Raw genomic sequence first — 18,858 nt, 5'->3', positions numbered from 1 at the left:
CGACCGCCCACGACTCAGCGGCCCTTGCGAGGGCCCCCTCGGCCCCTGGGCGCCCCAGCGCCGCGAGGACCGCCGGCCCCCCGGGGACCACCAGCGCCTCGGGGACCACCGGCACCCCGGGGACCACCAGCGCCTCGGGGAGCCCGGGAGTTCCACTCGGAGGAGGGACCCGGCTTCTTCGCGCGCCAGTTCACGAAGGACTTCGAGCCCTCGCCAGCCTCCTCGCCTCCCGGGCGTGCCGCACCGCGGCGCTCCTCACTACCCCGAGGACCCGCGCCGAACGGCTTGCGCGCGGGACGCTCACCGCGCTCCTCGCCACCGCGAGGCGACCACTCGCGGCGCTCCGGACGGGGCCCACGCGAGGGAACCCGGCGCTCGGCGCTCGGATTCGACGCGAAGGGGCTGCTGCGTTCCGGACGGCCACCGGCATCCTCGCCGAAGGACCTGCGCGCGGGACGAGCACCCCGCTCCTCACCACCGCGAGGCGACCACTCCCGGCGCTCCGGCCGGCCACCCGCGCTCGCGCCGAACGGCTTGCGAGCAGGACGCTCACCGCGCTCCTCACCACCCCGAGGACCCGCGCCAAACGGCTTGCGAGCAGGACGCTCACCGCGCTCCTCGCCACCGCGAGGCGACCACTCCCGGCGCTCTGGACGGCCACCCGCGCCCGCGCCGAACGGCTTGCGAGCAGGACGCTCAGCGCGCTCCCCACCACCCCGAGGACCCGCGCCAAACGGCTTGCGAGCAGGACGCTCTCCGCGCTCCTCACCACCCCGAGGCGACCACTCCCGGCGCTCCGGCCGGCCACCCGCGCCCGCGCCGAAGGACTTCCGGGCAGGACGCTCTCCGCGCTCCTCACCACCCCGAGGACCCGCGCCAAACGGCTTGCGAGCAGGACGCTCACCCCGCTCCTCACCACCCCGAGGACCCGCGCCGAACGGCTTGCGCGCAGGACGCTCACTCCGCTCCCCACCACCCCGAGGCGACCACTCCCGGCGCTCCGGACGGGCACCCGCCCCCGCACCGAACGACTTACGGGCAGGACGCTCACTCCGCTCGCCACGCTCCTCCCGCTCGGGACGGCTGCTCGGAGTCTCCTCGCTCTCGACCTCGTCCTCGCCGGGCGTCCACGTCCCACGGCGCTCGGCTCCACGGCCCGCCGCGCCACGGAACGCCGGACGGGAACCGCCCTCGCCACGCGGGGCGAACGTCTTGCGCGCGGGAGCACCCGCCGCGGCTCGCGCCGGACGCTCCGACTTCACACCCTTGCGCTCGGGACGCTCCGTCCGGGCGGCCTCACGGGGCGCGGGCTTCGCCGCCGCACGCGACCGGGCCGGCGCGGGAGGCGCCTCGTCACCGAAATCATCGTCATCCAGGTCCGCCTCCGCGAAGCCCGGGGCCGAGCGCCCATGGCGCCGCGGCGGCAACCGCAGCTCGCGCTCCGGCGGCGAGGCCTTCCCGTCCGCCACCTCCTGCAGCATGCGCACCTGGCTCTCCGACAGCGGCCGCAGCTCGCCCGGGCGCAGGCCCTCGACGGTGATGCCCGCGTAGGAGGGCCGGAACAGCCGCACCACCGGGGCCCCCACCGCGGCGCACAGCCGCTTGATGAGGTGCGGGCGGCCCTCGGCCACCACCAGCTTCAGCCACGTGTTGCGCTCGGCCTGCTCGAAGACGTCCACGGACAGCGGCGTGGCCATGCCGTCCTCCAGCCGCACGCCGCCGCGCAGCTTCTCCAGCGTGGCCGCGTCCGGCGAGCCCTTCACCTTCGCCAGGTACGTGCGCGGCACCTGGAAGCTCGGGTGCGTCAGCTTGTGCGCCAGCGCCCCGTCGTCCGTGACGAGCAGCGCCCCCTCGGCGTCGTAGTCCAGCCGGCCCACCGGGAAGAGCCGCTTGCCGGTCTCCTCGATGTAGTTGGCCACCGTGGGCCGCCCCTGGGGATCCGAGAGCGTCGTCACGACGCCCACCGGCTTGTAGAGCACGTAGTAGGTGGACTCCTCCGGCGGCGAGACGAGCTTGCCGTCCACCGTCACCAGGTCTCCCGGGGACACCTTGGAGCCCAGCTCGGTCACCTTCTCGTTGTTCACCGTGACGCGGCCCTCGGTGATGAGTTCTTCCGCGTGCCGCCGGGAGGCCACGCCCGCGCGGGCCAGGTACTTCTGCAATCGTTCAGACGCCATTTCCGCCACCTTCCACTTCTTCGTCGACCCGTCAAGCGGGCTCTACTGGCCCCTTATCACCTTCGGCGGGTGGCGGGGTCGGGTTCAGGATGCTGGAGGCGGCCTTCTGCGTCTTCTCCGCGGCGTCCATGGCCTGCTCCAGCTCCTCGAGCGCGGCCTCCGACGCCGCCACGCTCTTGTCCATGCGCTTCTGGAAGTCCGGATCCGCCAGCAGCTCCACGGTGCCGGCGGCACTCGGGGCCGAGGACCGCTCCTTCTCGACAATCTCCTGGTGCTCCTGCGTCAGCTCGTGGAACTCGCGCAGCGTGGGCAGGGCGGACAGGTCCTTCAGGGCGAAGAACTCGAGGAACTCGCGGGTCGTCCCGTACAGCATGGGCCGGCCCACCTCCTCCTTCTTGCCCAGGATCTTGATCAGCTTGCGATCCAACAGCGCCTTGATGACGGCGCCGCAGTCCACGCCGCGGATGTCCTCGATCTCCGGGCGGGTGACGGGCTGGCGGTAGGCGATGATGGCCAGCGTCTCCACGGCGGCGCGGGTGAGGCGCTGGGGCTTCACGCGCAGGTAGCGCCGCACGTACTCGCCCGAGTGCGGATCCGTGCGGAACTGCCAGCCGCCGGACACCTCGTACAGGACGATGCCGCTGATGCCGTCGCGGTGGATGCCGGAGATGAGGTTGAGCGCCTCCTGGATCTTCTCGCGCTCGATGCCGGTGGCCTCGTAGAGCTGATCCAGATCCAACGGCTTCTCGGCCACGAAGAGCACGCTCTCCACGACGGTGCGGATGCGCTCCGGGGAGAGGTTGCGGCTCTTGGCGACGAGCTTCTCGAAGGACGACTGGAGGTCGGGGACCTCGTCGGCCTCGATGGTGGCGGCCTCGGAGTCCTCCAGCTCGTCCTCGTCACCGGGGCCGGTGACGGCGGCGATCTCCTCCTCGGTGAAGGGGCTGGGGCCGCCGGAGGAGCGCGGGGGCTTGCCTCCGGTGTCCTCGGGGCCGTTGTTACCGGTACTCACTCTCATCCACCTCCGTGGGGACCAGCCGTTCCAGGGCATCCCCGTTGGGCGTGAGCATGATGTCCGCCAGGGGGGCTTCCTGGCTCACCTTGAGCAGCCGCCGCTTCACCATCTCCAGGATGGCCAGGAAGGTGATCACCAGCTCCTGACGCGTACGATGCTCATCGAACAGACTCTCGAAGGTACACGCTCCCTGGGCCTTCAGGCGCTCGGCGATGCGCAGGATGGCCTCGGAGATGCTCACCTTCTCGCGCACCACCTCGTGCTGCAGCTTGGGCGTCAGCCGCTCCAGCACCCGGTCGAGCGACTCAATCAGCTTGAGGACGGAGAACTCCTGCAGGCCCACCTCCTCCTCGGGGATGGGCACGGCCTCCACGGGCACGCGGCGCGGGAACACGTCGCGATCCAGGAGGTCCTGCTTCGCCAGCTGCTCGGCGGCGTCCTTGTACTTCTGGTACTCGAGCAGGCGGCGCACCAGCTCGGCGCGAGGGTCGGCGGCCTCCTCCTGCTGCAGCTCCGTCACCGCGTCCGTCGCCTGCTCGGCGGTGTCCTGGCGCGGCAGGAGCATGCGGCTCTTGAGGTGGGCCAGCGTGGCGGCCATCACCAGGAACTCGCCGGCGATGTCGAGGTTGATCTCCCGCATCTTCTCCAGGTGCTCGAGGTACTTCTCGGTGATGAGCGCCAGGGGGATGTCGAAGATGTCGAGCCGGTGCTCCTTGATGAGGTGGAGCAGCAGGTCGAGCGGTCCCTCGAAATTGGGCAAGGCAACGCGGAACGCGTCACCCGGACTGCGGGGCACGTCTGCCTCGAGGGTCTCCTCGGTGGGAGGGGCGCTGCGACGGCCTGCGCTCACCAGACGTCCTTCATGCGCTCAGGGAACGCCCACGGCGCGGCGGACCCGCTGCATGAGCTGGGAGGCCTCGGCACGGGCGCGCTCGGCGCCATCCTGCAGGATACGCTCGAGCTCGGCCGGATCGCGCTTGAGCTCGTCATAGCGCTTGCGGGCCGGGCCGAAGTTCTCGTGGAAGGCCTCGAGGAGCAGCTTCTTGTACTCGCCGTAGCCCTTGCCGCCCGCGCGCCAGGACGCATCCACCTCCTGGAAGCGCTGCTCGGGGAGCATCAGCTTGAGCAGATCGTACAAGGGGGCGTTCTCGGTGGGCTTGGGCGCCTCGACGGCCGTGGAGTCCGTCTTGATGCCCATGATGCGCTTCTTGATCTCCTTCTCTTCTCCGAAGAGCTCGATGGTGTTGCCGTAGGACTTGGACATCTTCTGTCCGTCCACGCCCGGCACCGTGGCGGTGCTCTCCTGGACGCGGGCCTCGGGCAGCTTGAGGATGCCGGGGGCATGGCCCTTCTCCTTGCCCTCGGGATCCTGGGGGTCGTAGCCCGGCACGTAGGTGAGGTTGAACTTCACGGCCCAGTCGCGGGCGAACTCGATGTGCTGGATCTGATCCTTGCCCACCGGCACGTAGTCCGGGCTGTAGAGCAGGATGTCGGCGGCCATCAGCACCGGGTAGGCGAAGAGGCCGAAGTCCGGGCTGATGCCCTTGGCGATCTTGTCCTTGTAGCTGTGAGCGCGCTCGAGGTGGGCGTGGGGCACCACGGTGCCGAGGATCCAGTACAGCTCGAGCACCTCGCGCACGTCGCTCTGCCGGAAGAGGACGGCCTTCTTCGGATCCAGGCCGAGCGACACGTAGGCCATGGCGGCGTCACGCGTCAGCTCCTCGGCGAGCTTGGGCTCGCGCACGGTGGTGAGCGCGTGCAGGTTGGCGATGAAGAAGTAGGCCTGGCCCTCGTCCTGGAGCTGCACGAACTGACGGATGGCGCCGTAGTAGTTGCCGATGTGCAACCGGCCCGACGACTGGACTCCCGAGAGGATCCGCATGACTCCCACGCCTATACACGAAAGGGGTGACAGCCCTGGTTCGCACACCCAGGGCGACCCTGCAACTTTCCTGCAAGCCCGTTGCACGGAATGAACTGGCCCGCCCGCTCCCCGAGCAGACCGACTCCTGGAAACTTCTCGGGAGGCGAGACAAAAGGCCGTGAAATCAAAGGGTTGCCGGGGCTGGCCACCTTCGTTACCCTGCCGTTCCCCCAGCAGGAAGGAAGTCGTCGACATGGAGCGTTTCAAGGGGAATCTGGCCAGCTACCGGCTGCAGCTGTTGATGCCCGCGTTCTTCGAGGCACCCGCGGTGGACGGGATGCTGCGCGTGGAGCGGGGTGCCGTGCGGCGGCACTTCTTCTTCCAACGCGGCGACCTGGTGGGCGAGAGCTCCAGCGAGGCGACGGAGCACCTGGGACAGATGCTGGCGCGGCTGCGGATTCTCGACGCGGAGCGGGCGGCGGTGGCGTTCGAGGCGGCGGAGGTGGCGGGGGTGCCGTTTGGCACCTACGTGGTGGAGCGGGGCCTGGTGGCGAGGGCGCGGCTGCTGGAGGCGATGGGGCACAAGGCGCGCGAGGCGCTCTTCGACTGCTACGGGTGGGAGTCCGGCGAGGTGGAGTTCCGCCCGGGGCTGCCGCCGCTGGGGCGGGCGGTGGAGCTGCAGCTGGGCCTGAAGGAGCTGCACCGGGACGCGCTGGCGCGGCTGCTCGAGTGGAAGGTGTTCTGGAATCTGTTCCCGGGGCCGGCGACGACGTTCGGGGTGTACCGGGAGTTCGCGGTGGAGACGGTGTCGGCGGCGGAGGAGCAGTTGCTGCAGCTGGCCGAGCACGGGGCGACGCTGAGCGAGCTGCTGGCGGCCTCGGCGGAGGGTCCGCTGCACGGGGCGCGCTGGGTGCTGCGCCTGTACCGGCGAGGGGCGCTGACGCCGCGCAAGCCGAGGGGCCCGAAGGTGGGCGAGCAGGCGGAGCTGGCGGATCTGCTGACGCTGGCGCGAGGCCTGGTGGACGGAGGCCGGTACGAGGAAGCGGTGGCGGTGGCGGCGCAGGTGTTGGAGCGGGCGCCGGTGCCGGAGGCGCACACGCTGTACCGGGAGGCGGAGGTGCGGTTGACGGTGGCGCTGGCGGAGGAGGTGCTGGCGCTGGACGGGCGGCTGTACTTCGAGCCGTTGCCGCGCCCTGCCCCGCCGTCGCTGACGGCGGACGACCTGTACCTGTACACGAAGCTGAGGGGCACCCGGACGGTGCGCGAGGCACTGCGGAACACGGCCATGGGCGAGCTGGCGGCATACCGCTCGCTGAAGCGGCTGATGGAAGCGGGCGTCGCGAAGCTGATGCCGGACACCGGGACTCCGAGGCGGCGTGCGAAGACGGAGCCCTTCGGAATCCCGATCGTCGTGCGCTGAGCCCGTGCGATGTCCCCTCTCCCCCTGGGAGAGGGCTAGGGTGAGGGTATAGAAGCCCGTGTGGCACCGGCCCGTGGCCACCACAGCGAGCCCAGCGTCAACGAGAGCCCGTCAAACGGCTCGGCGATGACCGCTCCGTCTCCGCTGTGCAGACCCACGCGCAACCAATCCCTGTCCTGCCGGCGGTAGATCTCCAGGCTGCGAGCCGATGGATCGATGAGCCAGACATGGCTCACGCCCTCGCGGTGGTAGAGCGGCAGTTTGCGTTTCCTGTCGACCCGCTCGGTGGAGGGCGAGAGCACCTCGCACAGCCAATCCGGAGCCACCGTGGAGAAGGGCGCGTCCATGAAGGGCGGGACAGGCATCCGGTCGCGACGCCACCCCGCGAGGTCCGGCACCAGGACGTCCCTGCCGAGGTGGAGCTCCGGCTCGTTGAGGATCCACCACCCACCGCCGGGCCCATGCTGTCCCAGGTCGGAAGCCGGGCCCAGCAGCACTCCAAGTGCCCAGGCCACCCGCAGATGCGGCATGGCCGGTCGCGGAGAAGCCACCAGCTCGTCCCCCAACAACTCCCCCACCCACCCGACCGGCAGCGCCTCGATGTCCTCGTACGTGGCCGGCTTCTTCCCCTTCCCCATCTCCGCACCCCCTACCTCTGTGGTCAGAACCCGCGAGGCAGCACGTCGCTTCCTCGTCTCGGCCCATCATACACCGGACTCTGACTTCTCCGGTAGGGTCCTCGCACTGCGGGGGCCGAGGCGTTCCTCCAGGAGTCCACGTTCCCGGACGCTTGCGAGTGCTCAGGACATTCCCCTATGACCCGCCCGCCTCCCCACCCGACAGGAAAGTGCTCCCCATGATCAAGAAAATCATCTTCGGCGCCATCAGCGTCATCGTGCTGGCGCTGCTCGGCCTCATCGCCCTGCAGCCGTCCACCTTCAGCGTGCAGCGCAGCGCGACGTTCAAGGCGGCGCCGGACATCGCCTTCGCGCTGGTGAACGACTTCCACCGCTGGGAGGGGTGGTCGCCCTGGCAGAAGCTGGACCCGAACCAGAAGATGACCTTCGAGGGCGCGGCCGCGGGCGTGGGCGCGAAGTACGGCTGGTCTGGCAACGATGATGTGGGCGAGGGCCGGATGACGATCGAGGAGAGCAAGGCCAACGAGCTCATCCGCATCAAGCTGGAGTTCATCCGGCCGTTCGCGTCCACCAGCCCAACCACCTTCACCTTCAGCCCGGCGGCCGAGGGCGTGAAGGTGACGTGGAGGATGGACGGCACCAACACCTTCATGGGCAAGGCCGCATCGCTGTTCATGGACATGGACGCGATGCTCGGGAAGGACTTCGACGCCGGCCTGGCGGCGATGGGCAAGCTCGCAGAGGCCGAGACGCAGAAGCGCGCCGAGGCGGAGGCCGCGAAGCTGGCGGCCGAGAAGGCAGCGGCAGAGGCCGCGGCTGCGGCTCCGGTCGAGGGCCAGCCGGCGCCCGCGGGCGGCCAGACTATGGCGGCGCCCACGCCGTGATGAGGTGAAGGCGGGTGGAGGGCCTACGTCCCCCCTGCCCTCTTCCTGGCCACGCGGCCGCCCAGGGCGCCTCCCCGCCCGCGCACGTCGTCTCCGCGCGGGTGGGCGTTGTCGTAGACGGCCCGCAGCCGCGCGCTGTTGACGTGCGTGTAGATCTGCGTGGTGGCCAGGTCCGCGTGGCCGAGCATGGCCTGCACGGCGCGCAGATCCGCCCCGCGCTCCACCAGGTGGGTGGCGAACGAGTGCCGCAGCTTGTGCGGCGACAACGGCTTGCGGATGCCCGCCTTGAGCGCGTAGCGCTTGAGCAGCTTCCAGAAGCCCTGCCGGGTGAAGCCGTCCCCGCGCGGAGTCACGAAGAGCGCCTTGGACTCGCGCTCGCCCAGCAGCAGCTGCCGGGGGCCCGCGAGGTACGTCCGCACCTTCTCCGCCGCGATGGTGCCCACCGGGACGATGCGCTCCTTGGCACCCTTGCCCTTGGCCACCAGGTAGCCGGCGCCCAGCTGGATGTCGTTGATGCCCAGGCCCACCAGCTCGCTCACGCGCAGGCCGGTGGCGTAGAGCACCTCGAGCATGGCCTTGTCCCGCATGCCCGCGGGCGAGCTCTCCTCGGGCGCGGCGAGCAACTGCTCCACCTCCTCGAGCGTGAGGAAGACGGGCAGCTTGCGCGCCGAGCGCGGGGTGTCGATGTCCTCGGAGGCATCCTTCTCCACGTACTTCTCGGCCACGAGGAAGCGGTGGAAGCTGCGGATGGCCGCCAGGTGCCGTGCCTGGCTGCGGCGGGAGAGCCGGCGTGTGTTGAGCGTCGTCAGGTGGCCGGTGATGTCGTCCTGCTGCACGCGCACCACGTCGGTGATGCCCTTGCGCTTCAAGTCCGCGAAGTACACCGCCAGGTCCGCGGCGTAGGCATCCACCGTCTTGCCGGACAGGCCGCGCTCGGCGCGGATGAAGGCGATGAACGCGTCGAGGTACCCTTCCATGGTGCGTGCAGGCTACCCCAGTGGGGGACACGGGCAATCTTCCGGGCAACCTGGGTGGAAGGTGGAACAGGATGAACCTCCAAGATCGACTGAAAGCGCTCACCGGCCTGCTCGGGCCCTGGTCCGAGCTCTGGTCACGTTCCATCCTCCAGAACTGGCCGGAATCGAGAGCCGCCTATCCCGAATCCTGGCTGTCCTACGCTGAATCACTCGACGAAGCGGGCGAACGGATGCTGGATGATGGGGAGCTTCCAGGTGAGCCACCCCGTTCGCTGCATTCGCTCGTGCTCGAGCTGCGTGAACTGACAGCGCTGCCCTGGCATGAAGGCGCTCAACGCCTGACGACCGCGGACGCGCAGGGACTCAATGCCAAGAAAGCCCATGAGATCGAGCGGGTCCTCTCCCTGCTCGGGCCGAGAACCCGGATGATCCGCCAGGCGGTCGACATCGGTGGCGGCATGGGACATCTCGCTCGTCTCTGTGTCAGGACTTTCGATTGGACCTTCCACAGCATCGATCGGGATGCGGCTTTGCAGGAGAAAGGCCGGGACTGGCTACGACGGGCCCGGACCCTGCCGCGGGAAAAGCTGTGTTTCATCCACGCCTCCGTCGAAGACAGGCCGCAGAGCGAGATTGATCCACTCTTTTCCGGTCAGGACCGGGTCTCGATTGGGTTACACACCTGCGGGCCGCTCGCGCTGACGCAGATTCGCAAGAGCCAGACGGCAGGGCTGCTGCTGAACTTTGGCTGTTGCTACGACCAGATGGATGCCGCACGGGACTACCCTGTCTCCCGCTTCGGGAAGGCCCATGCGCTTCCCATCACCCGGCGTGCCCTGTTCCTGGCGACGCGTGGACGGCACCACAAGACCGGGGCGGAGTTCGCGCTGATGAAACGCGTCAACGAGCAACGGTTCGCGCTCGATCTCCTGCTGAGGCAAAAGTTTCCCGCGCTCGGCTTCGTGCGGGCGGGGGATGCACCCAAGACGCTCTATGCCGGGAGTTTCGCTGTCTATGCGCGTGATCGCCTGGAGCGCCTGCGACTCGATGCCGGCATGACGGACGCCGAGCTGAATTCCTTTGAAGTGTCCGCTCGCCCCGAGACGAGGCGCATCTTCCTCTGTCATCTGATGAGGGATCGCTTCGCGCGGGCGCTGGAGATCGTGATTCTGCTCGATCGCGCGCTACTCCTCGAGGAGATGGGCTTTCAGGTCGAACTCCTGCAGGTCTTCGAGCCGCGCCTCTCTCCCCGCAACATCGCCCTCATCGCGTCAAGGGCGGACTGACCGGCTGAACGGCCGCTGCACCGGCCTGGCGCACAGCCCGCGTGTCACCCATCTCCACCGCCAACTCGAGCTTCTTCTCCGCCTCCACCCCAGCACCTCCGAACTCTACCTACCACCCGCCTTAGAAATACGTCACACCGTTCAAAAGCAATCACAACAGATGAAATCAATTTCCCCCAACCCCAGCACCCATATCATCATGGAAAAATCAGGAACCGAAAAGACAAGGAGATCAAGATGCATGGACTGAGGATGTGGGGACTCGCGCTGTCTCTGCTTGTTGGGATTGCACATGCGGAGCCTGTCATTCCGCAAGAAAATACCCGACAAGGCATTCTTCTGAACGAAGTTCCGACCCGGGTCGAGGCCTTCACGAGCTGGCTCACCAATGCCGCGGATTTCACATCCTCCTCATCATCGTCACATCTGAAATTAAAATACACGAATGTCCGGCAGAACTCCGCTCTTGATGTCTTCGAGCTACAAACCGATGGAAGCCTGAGAATCCTGAAGGCTGGAGTCGTGTCTCTCTCCGCGAGCTATGATGCGATTCCCACAAGCGGAGCAAGGTATGTGGAGATGATGATTCTCATCAATGGCGCCATCGTCGCTCAATCGGTTGGCGCGAACACAGGCGACTGGACGCAGGTTGCCACTCATATCAACTGGAAGGTCGAACCCAACGACACACTCACGTTGCTTGCGAGGCCTTCTGGGATCGCAAGCATGGACAACGGCTCCTGGAGCGTGCTGACCGTGAAGTGGACATCACGGTGATTCAGACCGAGCCCGTCTCGTACTTCGTACTGTCAATCCAGCTGGCCCTTGCCCTGCCGGAGCACCTCGATCTGGTCGTCGATCAACGACACCACCGTCGAGGGCTCCATCAGCCGTACCCCGCCATCGAGGATGAGATCCAACCCGTGCCCCAGCGCGTCCTTGATGTCCTTGGCGTCGATGAGGGGCTCGCCCTCGGCGTCCGTGGCCGAGGTGGTGACGATGGGCCTGCCCAGCGCCGCCGCCAGCGCTCGCGCGAGCTCCGAGTCCGGCACCCGGATGCCCACCTGCTTCTGCTTGGACATCATCGCCTCGGGCACCAGCCGCGTGGCCTCGAGGACGAACGTGAAGGCCCCGGGCGTCAGGCTCTTCATCGTCCGGTACGCGAAGTTGCTCACGTGCGCGTACTTCGCCACGTCCGACAGGTCCGGGCACAGGAACGACAGCGGCTTCTTCCTGTCCCGCCCCTTCAGCTGGTACAGCTTCTCAATCCCCTTCTTCGAGCCCAGGTCGCACCCCAGGCCGTAGTAGGTGTCCGTCGGATAGGCGATCACCCCGCCGCTGGAGAGGATCTCCACCGCGCGCTGGATGTGCCTCGGCTGCGGGAACTCCGCGTTCACCTCGATGATCGCCGCTGACGCCATGACCGTGTCTCCTCAGGCCGGCCCTTGTAGCGGCTAGGAGTGTACCTCGCCACTGCGCTGCAGGGCCCGCCGGGTGAGCACCGGGCCGATCAGCTCATGCGCGGTGATCATCGCCACGATGAGCACCTCCACTTGGGGCCCGAAGTCCGGGAAGGTCCGCGAGATGAGCGCCGCCAGCCCGAACGTCACGCCCGCCTGCGAGATGAGCCCCATCCACAGATAGCGGCCCAGCCGGGGATCCTCCGCCGGAGCGAAACGCCGGCACGAGCCGTAGATGGCCACGCCGCGCAACGCCACCAGCAGCAGGGCCGCCGGGCCCACCGTGAGCAGCGCGTCCAGCTTGAGCCCCGCCCCGGCCGCGGCGAAGAAGAGCGCGAAGATGGGCAGGCCCGCCACCTGGATGGCGTGGTGGATGCGCTCGCCCTCTCGCTCGTCCAGGTTGGCGATCAGCGCCCCGGCCGCCAGCGACACCAGCAGCGGCGACAGGTGCAGGCGCGCGCCGCCCTCGGCCGACACGAAGCACAGCCCCACCAGGAAGAGCGGCAGCTCGCGCTTCACCCGCCGCATGTACACCAGCATCACCACCGCCAGCAGGCACCCCACCACCACCGAGCCGAACAGCTCCCACCCCACCCCGCTCAGCAGCCCCGCCACGTCCAGCCCGCCACCGAAGCTCGCCCGCGTCAGGCCCGCCGCCACGGCGAAGGCCACCATGACCACCAGATCCCCGATGATGACGAGGGCCATGAGGAACTCGGTGAAGCTGCCGCGCGCGCTCGTCTCCTGCACGATGGCGATCGTCACCGTGGGCGAGAAGGACACCACCACCGTGGACACGAGCGCGCTGACGGCCAGCGCCTGCCCCACCGTCATGGGCGTCAGGAAGGGCAACACCGGCTTGAGGGCGAAGAGCGCCGCGAAGACGGCCAGGAACGTCGCCCCGCAGACGGCGACGCACAGCGCCGCCACCTTGGCCCCCACCCGGCGGATGAGCCCCCACTGCAATTCCGTGCCCGCCACCAGCGCGATGAGGCTCACCGCCAGCCCCTTCACCAGCTCCAGCCCCTTCACGCCCGCGCTGGGGATGAAGCCCAGCGCGTAGGGCCCCACCGCCACGCCCACCAGCAGGTAGCCCGTGAGCCGGGGCAGTCCCAGCCCCTTCGCCACCTTGCCGGCGAACAGCCCGCACAGCAGCAGCGCGCCCGCGGCGAGCGTCACCGGCGTGCCCGTGTCCACGCGCCACACCTGCGCCCGGCCAATGGCCGCCAGCACCAGCACCAGGAACAGCAGCCGCAGGAGCGCCCCCTTCATGACGGGCCTCCTCTCGCCGGGGTGGACTCCAACACGGAGCGGAAGGCCTGGTTGCCGAGCAGCTCGTTGATGACGGCCCCCGCCACCACCACGTCGAAGACGCGCTGGGACAGCGGCCCCGGCACCAGCACCAGGTACTCCACCACCAGGCACAGCGCGAGCCCACCCTGGGCGATGAGCGCGTAGCCCAGCCGCGGCGGCAGCGCCAACGTGCCCCCGGCGATGCGTTGCGCGAGCGCCCCTCCCAGCACCTTGCCCAGGAAGCGCAGGCCCAGGTACCCCGGCAGCAGCGCCCACGCCATCAGATCCCTCGCCTGCACGTGGGCGCCCACCAGGAAGATCAGCAGCAGGTACGCGGGCCGCTCGAAGCGCCCCAGCCCCCGCGCGGCCTGCTCCACGGCCCGGCCCCCCACCAGCGCCAGGGTGGCCCCGCAGGCCACTCCCGCCAGCAGCGCCGACACCCGGAGGTACGCCGCCGCCCCGGACACCAGCGCCACCCCGCCCAGCAGCACCGCCATCAGCTCGCCCTGATCCTTCAGCCCGTGCATGAGGAAGGCGAGCAGTCCTCCACACGCCATGCCCAGCAGCAACGCGAGCGCCACCAGCCCCAGCCCCTCCAGCGGATGGCCCGCCGCGCCGAAGGCCAGCGCCAGCACGAGCACCCCCAGCCCCACCAGATCATCCAGCATGGTGAGCAGCGCCACCGCCAGGCCGCTGCGCCGCTCCAGGCGCCCGGTGCGGTAGCCCAGCACCGCGAAGTGGCCCGAGGACAGACTCGCCGCCGCCCCCAGCAGCGCCGCCGCCCCCACCGCCGCCCCGGGCTCCAGGCCCATGGTGAAGAGCAAGGGACCGGCCAGGGGCAGGGCCACCCACAAGAAGGCCGTCCCGGCATGAGCGAGCGCCGCCGCGTACACCTCCCGGGGCAGCAGCCTCAGCAGCCGGGGCTCCAGGTTCAGGCCGATGATGATGCCCGCCACCCCGAGCCCCAGGGCCAGCACCGGCCGCAGGGCCGTCAGATCGCCCCAGGAGAGCACCCCCAGGGTGCCCGGCCCCATCACCGCCCCACAGGCCAGGAAGAGCAGCCCGCTGGCCGCCAGGTGCGCCAGGGACGGAAAGCGGCCAGGGTCCAGCACCGTCCGGCTCGAGGCGAGCAGGGAGAGCGCCGCGATGGCGAGGAAGACGAGCAGCGCCTGCACGGAGACGGTGCTTACACCGCCCGTCGCGGTTCGTCACTCCCGGCGATGCATGGGGGCGGCGATCACCGGCAGGGCCACCAGCCGTCCCATCGGCGGGTCGTCCGCGTCCATCTCCAGCTGGACGCGTTGTACGAGCCGCTCCACCTCCTCGGCGGACTGGGCCGGCAGGAGGCTCACCAGCACGAGCCGATCCTCGTCCGCCCCGAGCGCGAGGCTGCGCAGGCCGGCGAAGATGGGCACTTCGGCCGACAGCGTGGCCGCGGCGCTTCGGGCCCGCACGACCAACGGCTCCGGGATACCGAAGTCCCGGAGCCGTCGGATGGCCCGCTCAGGTTGGTCCGCGTGGTCGAGGAACGCGAGGAAGAGGTACACGACCCGTGTCTATCCGGTCCGCGGCCCTTGCGTCACGCGCTACTCGGTGCGGCCTGGGCCCGGCTCGCCGGACGGAGGCGAGGCAGATGCTGTCGGCTCCTCGGCCGCTGGGGCTGGGCTTCCGCCGGCCGCCGCCTCCTGCGCCGCCCGGGCCGCCCGCTTGCCCTCCTCGATCAGCTTCTTCACCTTCTGGCCGCCCTTGCGGCCGATCTCCTCGTAGAAGTTCGGCCCCCGCGTGGCCTTCACGCGGTCTCCGCCCTTCTTGCCGATCTCCTCGTAGAACTTCGCCCCGCGCTCGGCCTTCACGGTCTCGCCGCCCTTGCGGCCGATCTCCTCGTAGAAGGAGCGGCCCCTCTCGGCCTTCACCGTCGCTCCGCCCTTGCGGCCGATCGTCTCGTAGAACTCCCGGCCCCGCTCGTTGCGGACGGTCTCTCCGCCTTTCCGTCCCGCCTCGGCCACCGTCATGCTGCCCTTGTTGTCTTTGTCCTGCTGCATGTCGTCTCTCCTCCTACGTTCTCCCCATCCCCGCCAGGGTGCCCCTTGCCCCAAAACTTGGGACGGAAGCGCCCCGATGCAAGCAAGCTCCGTACACCGCCAGCCGTTCACACCGGACAGAGCACTGAAGATCCCCAGGAATTATGCGGAGTTGGGGGCCTACGCTGTCCCGGCGGGCGTGACTACGGCCTGCCCGCCCGGACGCTTCAGTGTCAACAACACACCAGTGCGCGTTGCAGATTCCCGTTCGCTGTCCCACCTTTCCCGCCAATCGAGAGTGGGAGGACGGCGTGAACGGTGGAGGCGGAGGAGGAATGGGTCTCAAGGCCTGGCTGAAGCTCCTGGCGCCGGTGCTGGCCTCCATCGGGGGGCTCACGATGCTGCGGCTGCTGGGCCCGGACTTCATCAACCAGGAGCAGCTGCACGGCTTGCTGGCGCCCATGGGGAAGTGGGCGCCGGTGGCCTTCGTGTTCTTCCTGGCGGTGCGGCCGGTGACGCTGCTGCCCGGCCAGGTGTTCACCGCGGTGGGGGGGATGATCTTCGGCACCCTGGCGGCGACCATCTATTCACTGATGGGCAGCTTCCTGGCCACGCTGCTCATCTTCGGACTGTCGCGCTGGCTGGGGACGCGGTTGATGAAGCGCATGGCGGGCAGCCGCTATCCGGCGATCACACGGGCGGCGAAGCGGCACGGCTTCAAGTTCGCGCTGCTCATGTGCATCAACCCGCTGATGCCCACGGACGTGATGATCGCGGCGGCCACGGCGGCCCGGGCGCGCTTCTGGCCGCTGGCGATGGGGGTGCTGCTGGGCACCGTCCCGGGCACCTTCCTCACGGCGCAGTTCGGCAGTGGACTGGCGCAGGGGCGGACGGTGATGACGGTGGTGTCCGGCGTGGGGATGGTGGTGTCGCTGGGGCTGGGAGCGCTGCTCGGCCGCCGCATCTTCCGGGAGATCAGCGAGGACGCCCCGGCCGACGAGCCGGAGGAGAAGGCCGAGCCCCGGCGGCCTCGTGAACCACCGCTGAGGACGAAGGGCCAGTCAGGCATGCGACCGTCGCTGTCGACCTTCCAGGAACTGCCGCCCGCGGGCCCGTGAGCCCCCTCAGCTCCGGACCTCCGCGCCCTCCCGCTCCAGGGCGTCCAGGGCGGAGGTGATCGCCTCCACCAGCGCCGCCTCGTCACCGGGGCCCTCGATCCGGGCGCCCTGGCGGGTGACGTAGAAGGAGTCCATGGCGCGGTGGGCCTCGGTGGCCACCTTGGCGAGGGCAATCCCAGCGCCCGCGCGGGTGAGGGCCGAGGAGATGGCGTGCAGGAGGCCCACGCGATCCTGGGCCACCACGTCCACCACGGTGAAGTCGCGGGAGGCGCGGTTGTCCACGGTGACCTTGGGAGGAACGGGAGGCAGGTGCCGTTGCAGGACGGAGCCGGAGCGGCGCCGGCGCAGCACGTCCTCGATGGTGGTTCCGCCGGAGAGCACGCGCAGGAGATCCGTCCGGGCCATGCGCCAGCGGGAGCGTTCGAGCAACAACCCATGCGGGGGCCGCACATCGAAGACGTCCAGCGCGAGCCCATCCGACGTGGAGATGATGCGCGCCGAGAGGATGTCGATGCGGTGGGCGGAGAGCACGCCCGCGAGCAGCGCGAGCAGACCGGGCCTGTCCTGGACGGCGAAGGACAGCTCGCTGTAACCGGCGTCGGGGTGGTGGCGCAGGGCGGCGGCGAGGGGGCGCTTCCGGGCGCACGCGAGCAGCCGCCCATGGAGCGTGGCGCGCGAGGGATCCGTCCCGAGGAAGTACCGCTCGGGGAGCACCTGACCCAGCTCGCGCGCCCGGGGCTCGCCGAGGACGCGGGCCCAACGCGCGTGGAAGCGCTCGCGCAGGTGCTCGGCGGAACCCTCCCCTCGCGGAGCCACCGAGCCCACGAGGTGGGCCCGGGCCTTGTCATACAGCTCGCGCAGCAGCTGTGCCTTCCAGCCCGTCCACATGCGCGGCCCCACCGAGCAGATGTCCGCCCAGGTGAGGAGGTAGAGACAGGTGAGCTTCTCCACGTCGCCCACCCTGCGGGCGAAGTCGGCGATGAGGGCGGGATCACTCAGGTCGCGGCGCTGGGCGGTGTGGCTCATCGCCAGGTGTTCCTTCACGAGGAACTCGGCCACCTCGCGCTGACGGGGCGTCAGGCCCAGCCGCTCGCCGAGGGCCACCATGAGCAGGCGGCCCTTCTCCGAATGATCTCCACCCATCCCCTTCCCCGCGTCGTGCAGGAGCATGCCGAGGTAGAGCGGGAGGGGATCCTTCAGGTCGCGCATCTCGCGGGAGAGCTCGGGCTCCTGCGTGACGAGATCTCCGGCGCGCAGGCACTGGAGGCGGCGCACGGCGAAGAGGGTGTGAACGTCGACGGTGTACACATGGTACAGGTCGTGCTGGTGGTGGGCGGTGACGCGGCCGAACTCGGGCACGACGGCGCCGAGCACGCCGGCATCGTGCAGGGCGAAGAGGAGCTCGCCGCGAGTGCCGGGCCGGGCGAAGAGGGCCTTGAAGGCGGAGGTGACGGCGGGGGTGGCGCGGGCGGCCTCGAGCGCGGGCAGGGCCTGCACGGCCTGCTCGCGGGCCCACGAGTAGAGGGGCAGCCCCTGCTCCTCGGCGGTGCGGAAGAAGTCGAGGACGGTGGCGGGCTCGCGGGTGAAGAGGCCCGGGTCCGACACGGTGAGCTTGCCGCGGAACACCTTGAAGGCGCCGATCCGGCGCTCGGGGAAGAGGGAGATCTTCCGGGCGGTGCTGAGCTCCTCGCAGCGAGCGATGAGCGCGTCGGCGGCCTGACGCAGGGCATGGGCGGACAGGTAGTAGTCGCGCATGAAGGCCTCGACGGGCAGCACGGGGCCCTGCTGGTAGCCGAGGAAGCGCGCCACCTCCTCCTGGAGATCGAAGGTGAGCCGGTCCTCCTTGCGTCCGCGCAGGAAGTGGAGCTGGTGGCGGATGCGCAGGAGGAAGTCGCGGGCGGCCTTGAGGCGCGCCACCTGTGAGCCAGGAAGAATGGACTGCTGGAGCAGACCGGTGAGGCCGCGCGTGCGGAAGCGGACGCGGGCGATCCACAGGGCGGTCTCCAGATCTCTCAGCCCGCCATTGCCCTGCTTGAGGTTGGGCTCGAGGAGGAAGACGGAGTCGCCGAAGCGCTCGCGGCGGGCGCGGAGCTCCTGGACCTTGTCCTGGATGTAGGCGTCGGCGCGGTGGGTGAGGAGCTCGGGGAGGACGTCCTCGGCGAGGTGGCGGAAGACGGCGGCATCGCCGGTGACGAAGCGCGAGTCGAGCAGCGCGGTGCGGATGGTGTGGTCGGACTCGGCGGCGCGGGCGCACTCGTCGGGGCCGCGAGCGCTCCAGCCGACGGCGCGCTTGAGATCCCACAGGAGCGTGGGGAACGCGCGGGCCAGGGGGGCGGTGGCCTCCTCGGAGACGCCGGGGCCGCGCAGGAGGAGCAGATCCAGGTCCGAGTGGGGAGACAGCTCGCGGCGCCCGTAGGAGCCGAGCGCGACGAGGGCGAGGCCCGGAGGGGCATGGAGCTCGGCGGAAAGCTCGGAGAAGAGCCCCTGGACGAGCCGGTCCGTGGCGGCGGAGAGGAGGCGGCAGGTGGAGAGTCCGGCGGCCCCCTCGCGGTGGAAGGCCTCGACGCGGGCGTGGGCGTCGCGGAGGTATTCACGGGCGCGGGCCAGCCGGTCCTGGGGATCACCGGGGCGGAGCTCCGGAAGCGAGCCGAGGGCCTCGCGATGAGAGGGCGCGGGTGGCTGCGGGATGGGCGGAACGCTCATGG

The 18,858-nt window shown here is 69.7% G+C and carries 17 protein-coding genes; 5 read left to right on the top strand and 12 right to left on the bottom strand.

Features of this window, described 5'->3' with window-relative positions; translation table 11 throughout:
* Window positions 1-14 precede the first annotated feature (14 nt).
* Genes AC16DP_RS37320 through trpS form a run of 4 tightly spaced genes read right to left on the bottom strand, consistent with a single transcriptional unit; the run spans window position 15 to window position 5,074 of the window.
* Entirely contained in the window at window positions 15-2,177 is a 2,163-nt protein-coding gene (locus tag AC16DP_RS37320; RefSeq protein ID WP_329726086.1) for a pseudouridine synthase, read from the bottom strand.
* Window positions 2,178-2,208: 31 nt separating this feature from the next.
* Window positions 2,209-3,189, bottom strand: coding sequence for an SMC-Scp complex subunit ScpB (gene scpB, locus AC16DP_RS37315; protein WP_329726087.1), 981 nt, complete (start codon window positions 3,187-3,189; stop codon window positions 2,209-2,211).
* The gene (locus tag AC16DP_RS37310; protein WP_414640669.1) at window positions 3,176-4,042 is read right to left on the bottom strand and encodes a segregation and condensation protein A; all 867 of its coding nucleotides are present in this window, start codon (window positions 4,040-4,042) and stop codon (window positions 3,176-3,178) included. Before AC16DP_RS37310 ends, scpB begins: the two co-directional genes overlap by 14 nt.
* Window positions 4,043-4,060: 18 nt before the next feature.
* Window positions 4,061-5,074, bottom strand: coding sequence for a tryptophan--tRNA ligase (gene trpS, locus AC16DP_RS37305; RefSeq protein ID WP_329726089.1), 1,014 nt, complete (start codon window positions 5,072-5,074; stop codon window positions 4,061-4,063).
* 235 nt (window positions 5,075-5,309) lie between these two features.
* Between trpS and AC16DP_RS37300 the strand changes: the two genes are divergently transcribed.
* On the top strand, window positions 5,310-6,476 hold the full coding sequence (locus AC16DP_RS37300; RefSeq protein WP_329726090.1) for a DUF4388 domain-containing protein: 1,167 nt from the start codon (window positions 5,310-5,312) through the stop codon (window positions 6,474-6,476).
* Between the two features lie 35 nt (window positions 6,477-6,511).
* On the opposite strand, the gene AC16DP_RS37295 is transcribed toward AC16DP_RS37300, so the two are convergent.
* Window positions 6,512-7,114, bottom strand: a complete 603-nt coding sequence (locus AC16DP_RS37295; protein ID WP_329726091.1) for a Uma2 family endonuclease — start codon at window positions 7,112-7,114, stop codon at window positions 6,512-6,514.
* A 218-nt stretch (window positions 7,115-7,332) separates the two neighbouring features.
* On the opposite strand from AC16DP_RS37295, the gene AC16DP_RS37290 reads away from it, so the two are divergent.
* The gene (locus AC16DP_RS37290) at window positions 7,333-7,998 is read left to right on the top strand and encodes an SRPBCC family protein (RefSeq protein ID WP_329726092.1); all 666 of its coding nucleotides are present in this window, start codon (window positions 7,333-7,335) and stop codon (window positions 7,996-7,998) included.
* Between the two features lie 23 nt (window positions 7,999-8,021).
* On the opposite strand, the gene xerD is transcribed toward AC16DP_RS37290, so the two are convergent.
* On the bottom strand, window positions 8,022-8,975 hold the full coding sequence (gene xerD, locus AC16DP_RS37285; protein ID WP_329726093.1) for a site-specific tyrosine recombinase XerD: 954 nt from the start codon (window positions 8,973-8,975) through the stop codon (window positions 8,022-8,024).
* Window positions 8,976-9,046: 71 nt separating this feature from the next.
* Between xerD and AC16DP_RS37280 the strand changes: the two genes are divergently transcribed.
* Window positions 9,047-10,261: a methyltransferase gene (locus AC16DP_RS37280; RefSeq protein ID WP_329726094.1), complete on the top strand. Its 1,215-nt coding sequence runs from the start codon at window positions 9,047-9,049 to the stop codon at window positions 10,259-10,261.
* A gap of 237 nt (window positions 10,262-10,498) precedes the next feature.
* Window positions 10,499-11,038: a hypothetical protein gene (locus tag AC16DP_RS37275; RefSeq protein ID WP_329726095.1), complete on the top strand. Its 540-nt coding sequence runs from the start codon at window positions 10,499-10,501 to the stop codon at window positions 11,036-11,038.
* Between the two features lie 32 nt (window positions 11,039-11,070).
* Here the strand turns inward: AC16DP_RS37275 and AC16DP_RS37270 are convergent, their stop codons facing one another.
* The 5 genes from AC16DP_RS37270 to AC16DP_RS37250 are packed head-to-tail and all read right to left on the bottom strand — an operon-like array spanning window position 11,071 to window position 15,056.
* The gene (locus AC16DP_RS37270; protein ID WP_329726096.1) at window positions 11,071-11,682 is read right to left on the bottom strand and encodes an L-threonylcarbamoyladenylate synthase; all 612 of its coding nucleotides are present in this window, start codon (window positions 11,680-11,682) and stop codon (window positions 11,071-11,073) included.
* 33 nt (window positions 11,683-11,715) lie between these two features.
* Window positions 11,716-12,993, bottom strand: a complete 1,278-nt coding sequence (locus tag AC16DP_RS37265) for a cation:proton antiporter (RefSeq protein WP_329726097.1) — start codon at window positions 12,991-12,993, stop codon at window positions 11,716-11,718.
* Window positions 12,990-14,189 (bottom strand): cation:proton antiporter, encoded by a 1,200-nt coding sequence (locus AC16DP_RS37260; protein WP_329726098.1) that lies wholly within the window; start codon window positions 14,187-14,189, stop codon window positions 12,990-12,992. Before AC16DP_RS37260 ends, AC16DP_RS37265 begins: the two co-directional genes overlap by 4 nt.
* A 33-nt stretch (window positions 14,190-14,222) precedes the next feature.
* A complete protein-coding gene (locus AC16DP_RS37255) occupies window positions 14,223-14,561 on the bottom strand; it encodes a hypothetical protein (RefSeq protein WP_329726099.1) in 339 nt (112 codons plus the stop codon).
* Window positions 14,562-14,600: 39 nt separating this feature from the next.
* Window positions 14,601-15,056, bottom strand: a complete 456-nt coding sequence (locus AC16DP_RS37250; RefSeq protein WP_329726100.1) for a general stress protein — start codon at window positions 15,054-15,056, stop codon at window positions 14,601-14,603.
* Window positions 15,057-15,370: 314 nt separating this feature from the next.
* Here AC16DP_RS37250 and AC16DP_RS37245 point away from each other — a divergent pair, with 314 nt between their 5' ends.
* On the top strand, window positions 15,371-16,153 hold the full coding sequence (locus AC16DP_RS37245) for a TVP38/TMEM64 family protein (protein WP_329726101.1): 783 nt from the start codon (window positions 15,371-15,373) through the stop codon (window positions 16,151-16,153).
* Window positions 16,154-16,159: 6 nt separating this feature from the next.
* On the opposite strand, the gene glnD is transcribed toward AC16DP_RS37245, so the two are convergent.
* Window positions 16,160-18,856, bottom strand: a complete 2,697-nt coding sequence (gene glnD / locus AC16DP_RS37240; RefSeq protein WP_329726102.1) for a [protein-PII] uridylyltransferase — start codon at window positions 18,854-18,856, stop codon at window positions 16,160-16,162.
* Between the last annotated feature and the right edge of the window lie 2 nt (window positions 18,857-18,858).

Source organism: Archangium sp., assembly GCF_057119385.1.
The sequence above is the reverse complement of the archived record's forward strand: the minus strand, read 5'-3'. Positions and strand labels throughout refer to the sequence as shown.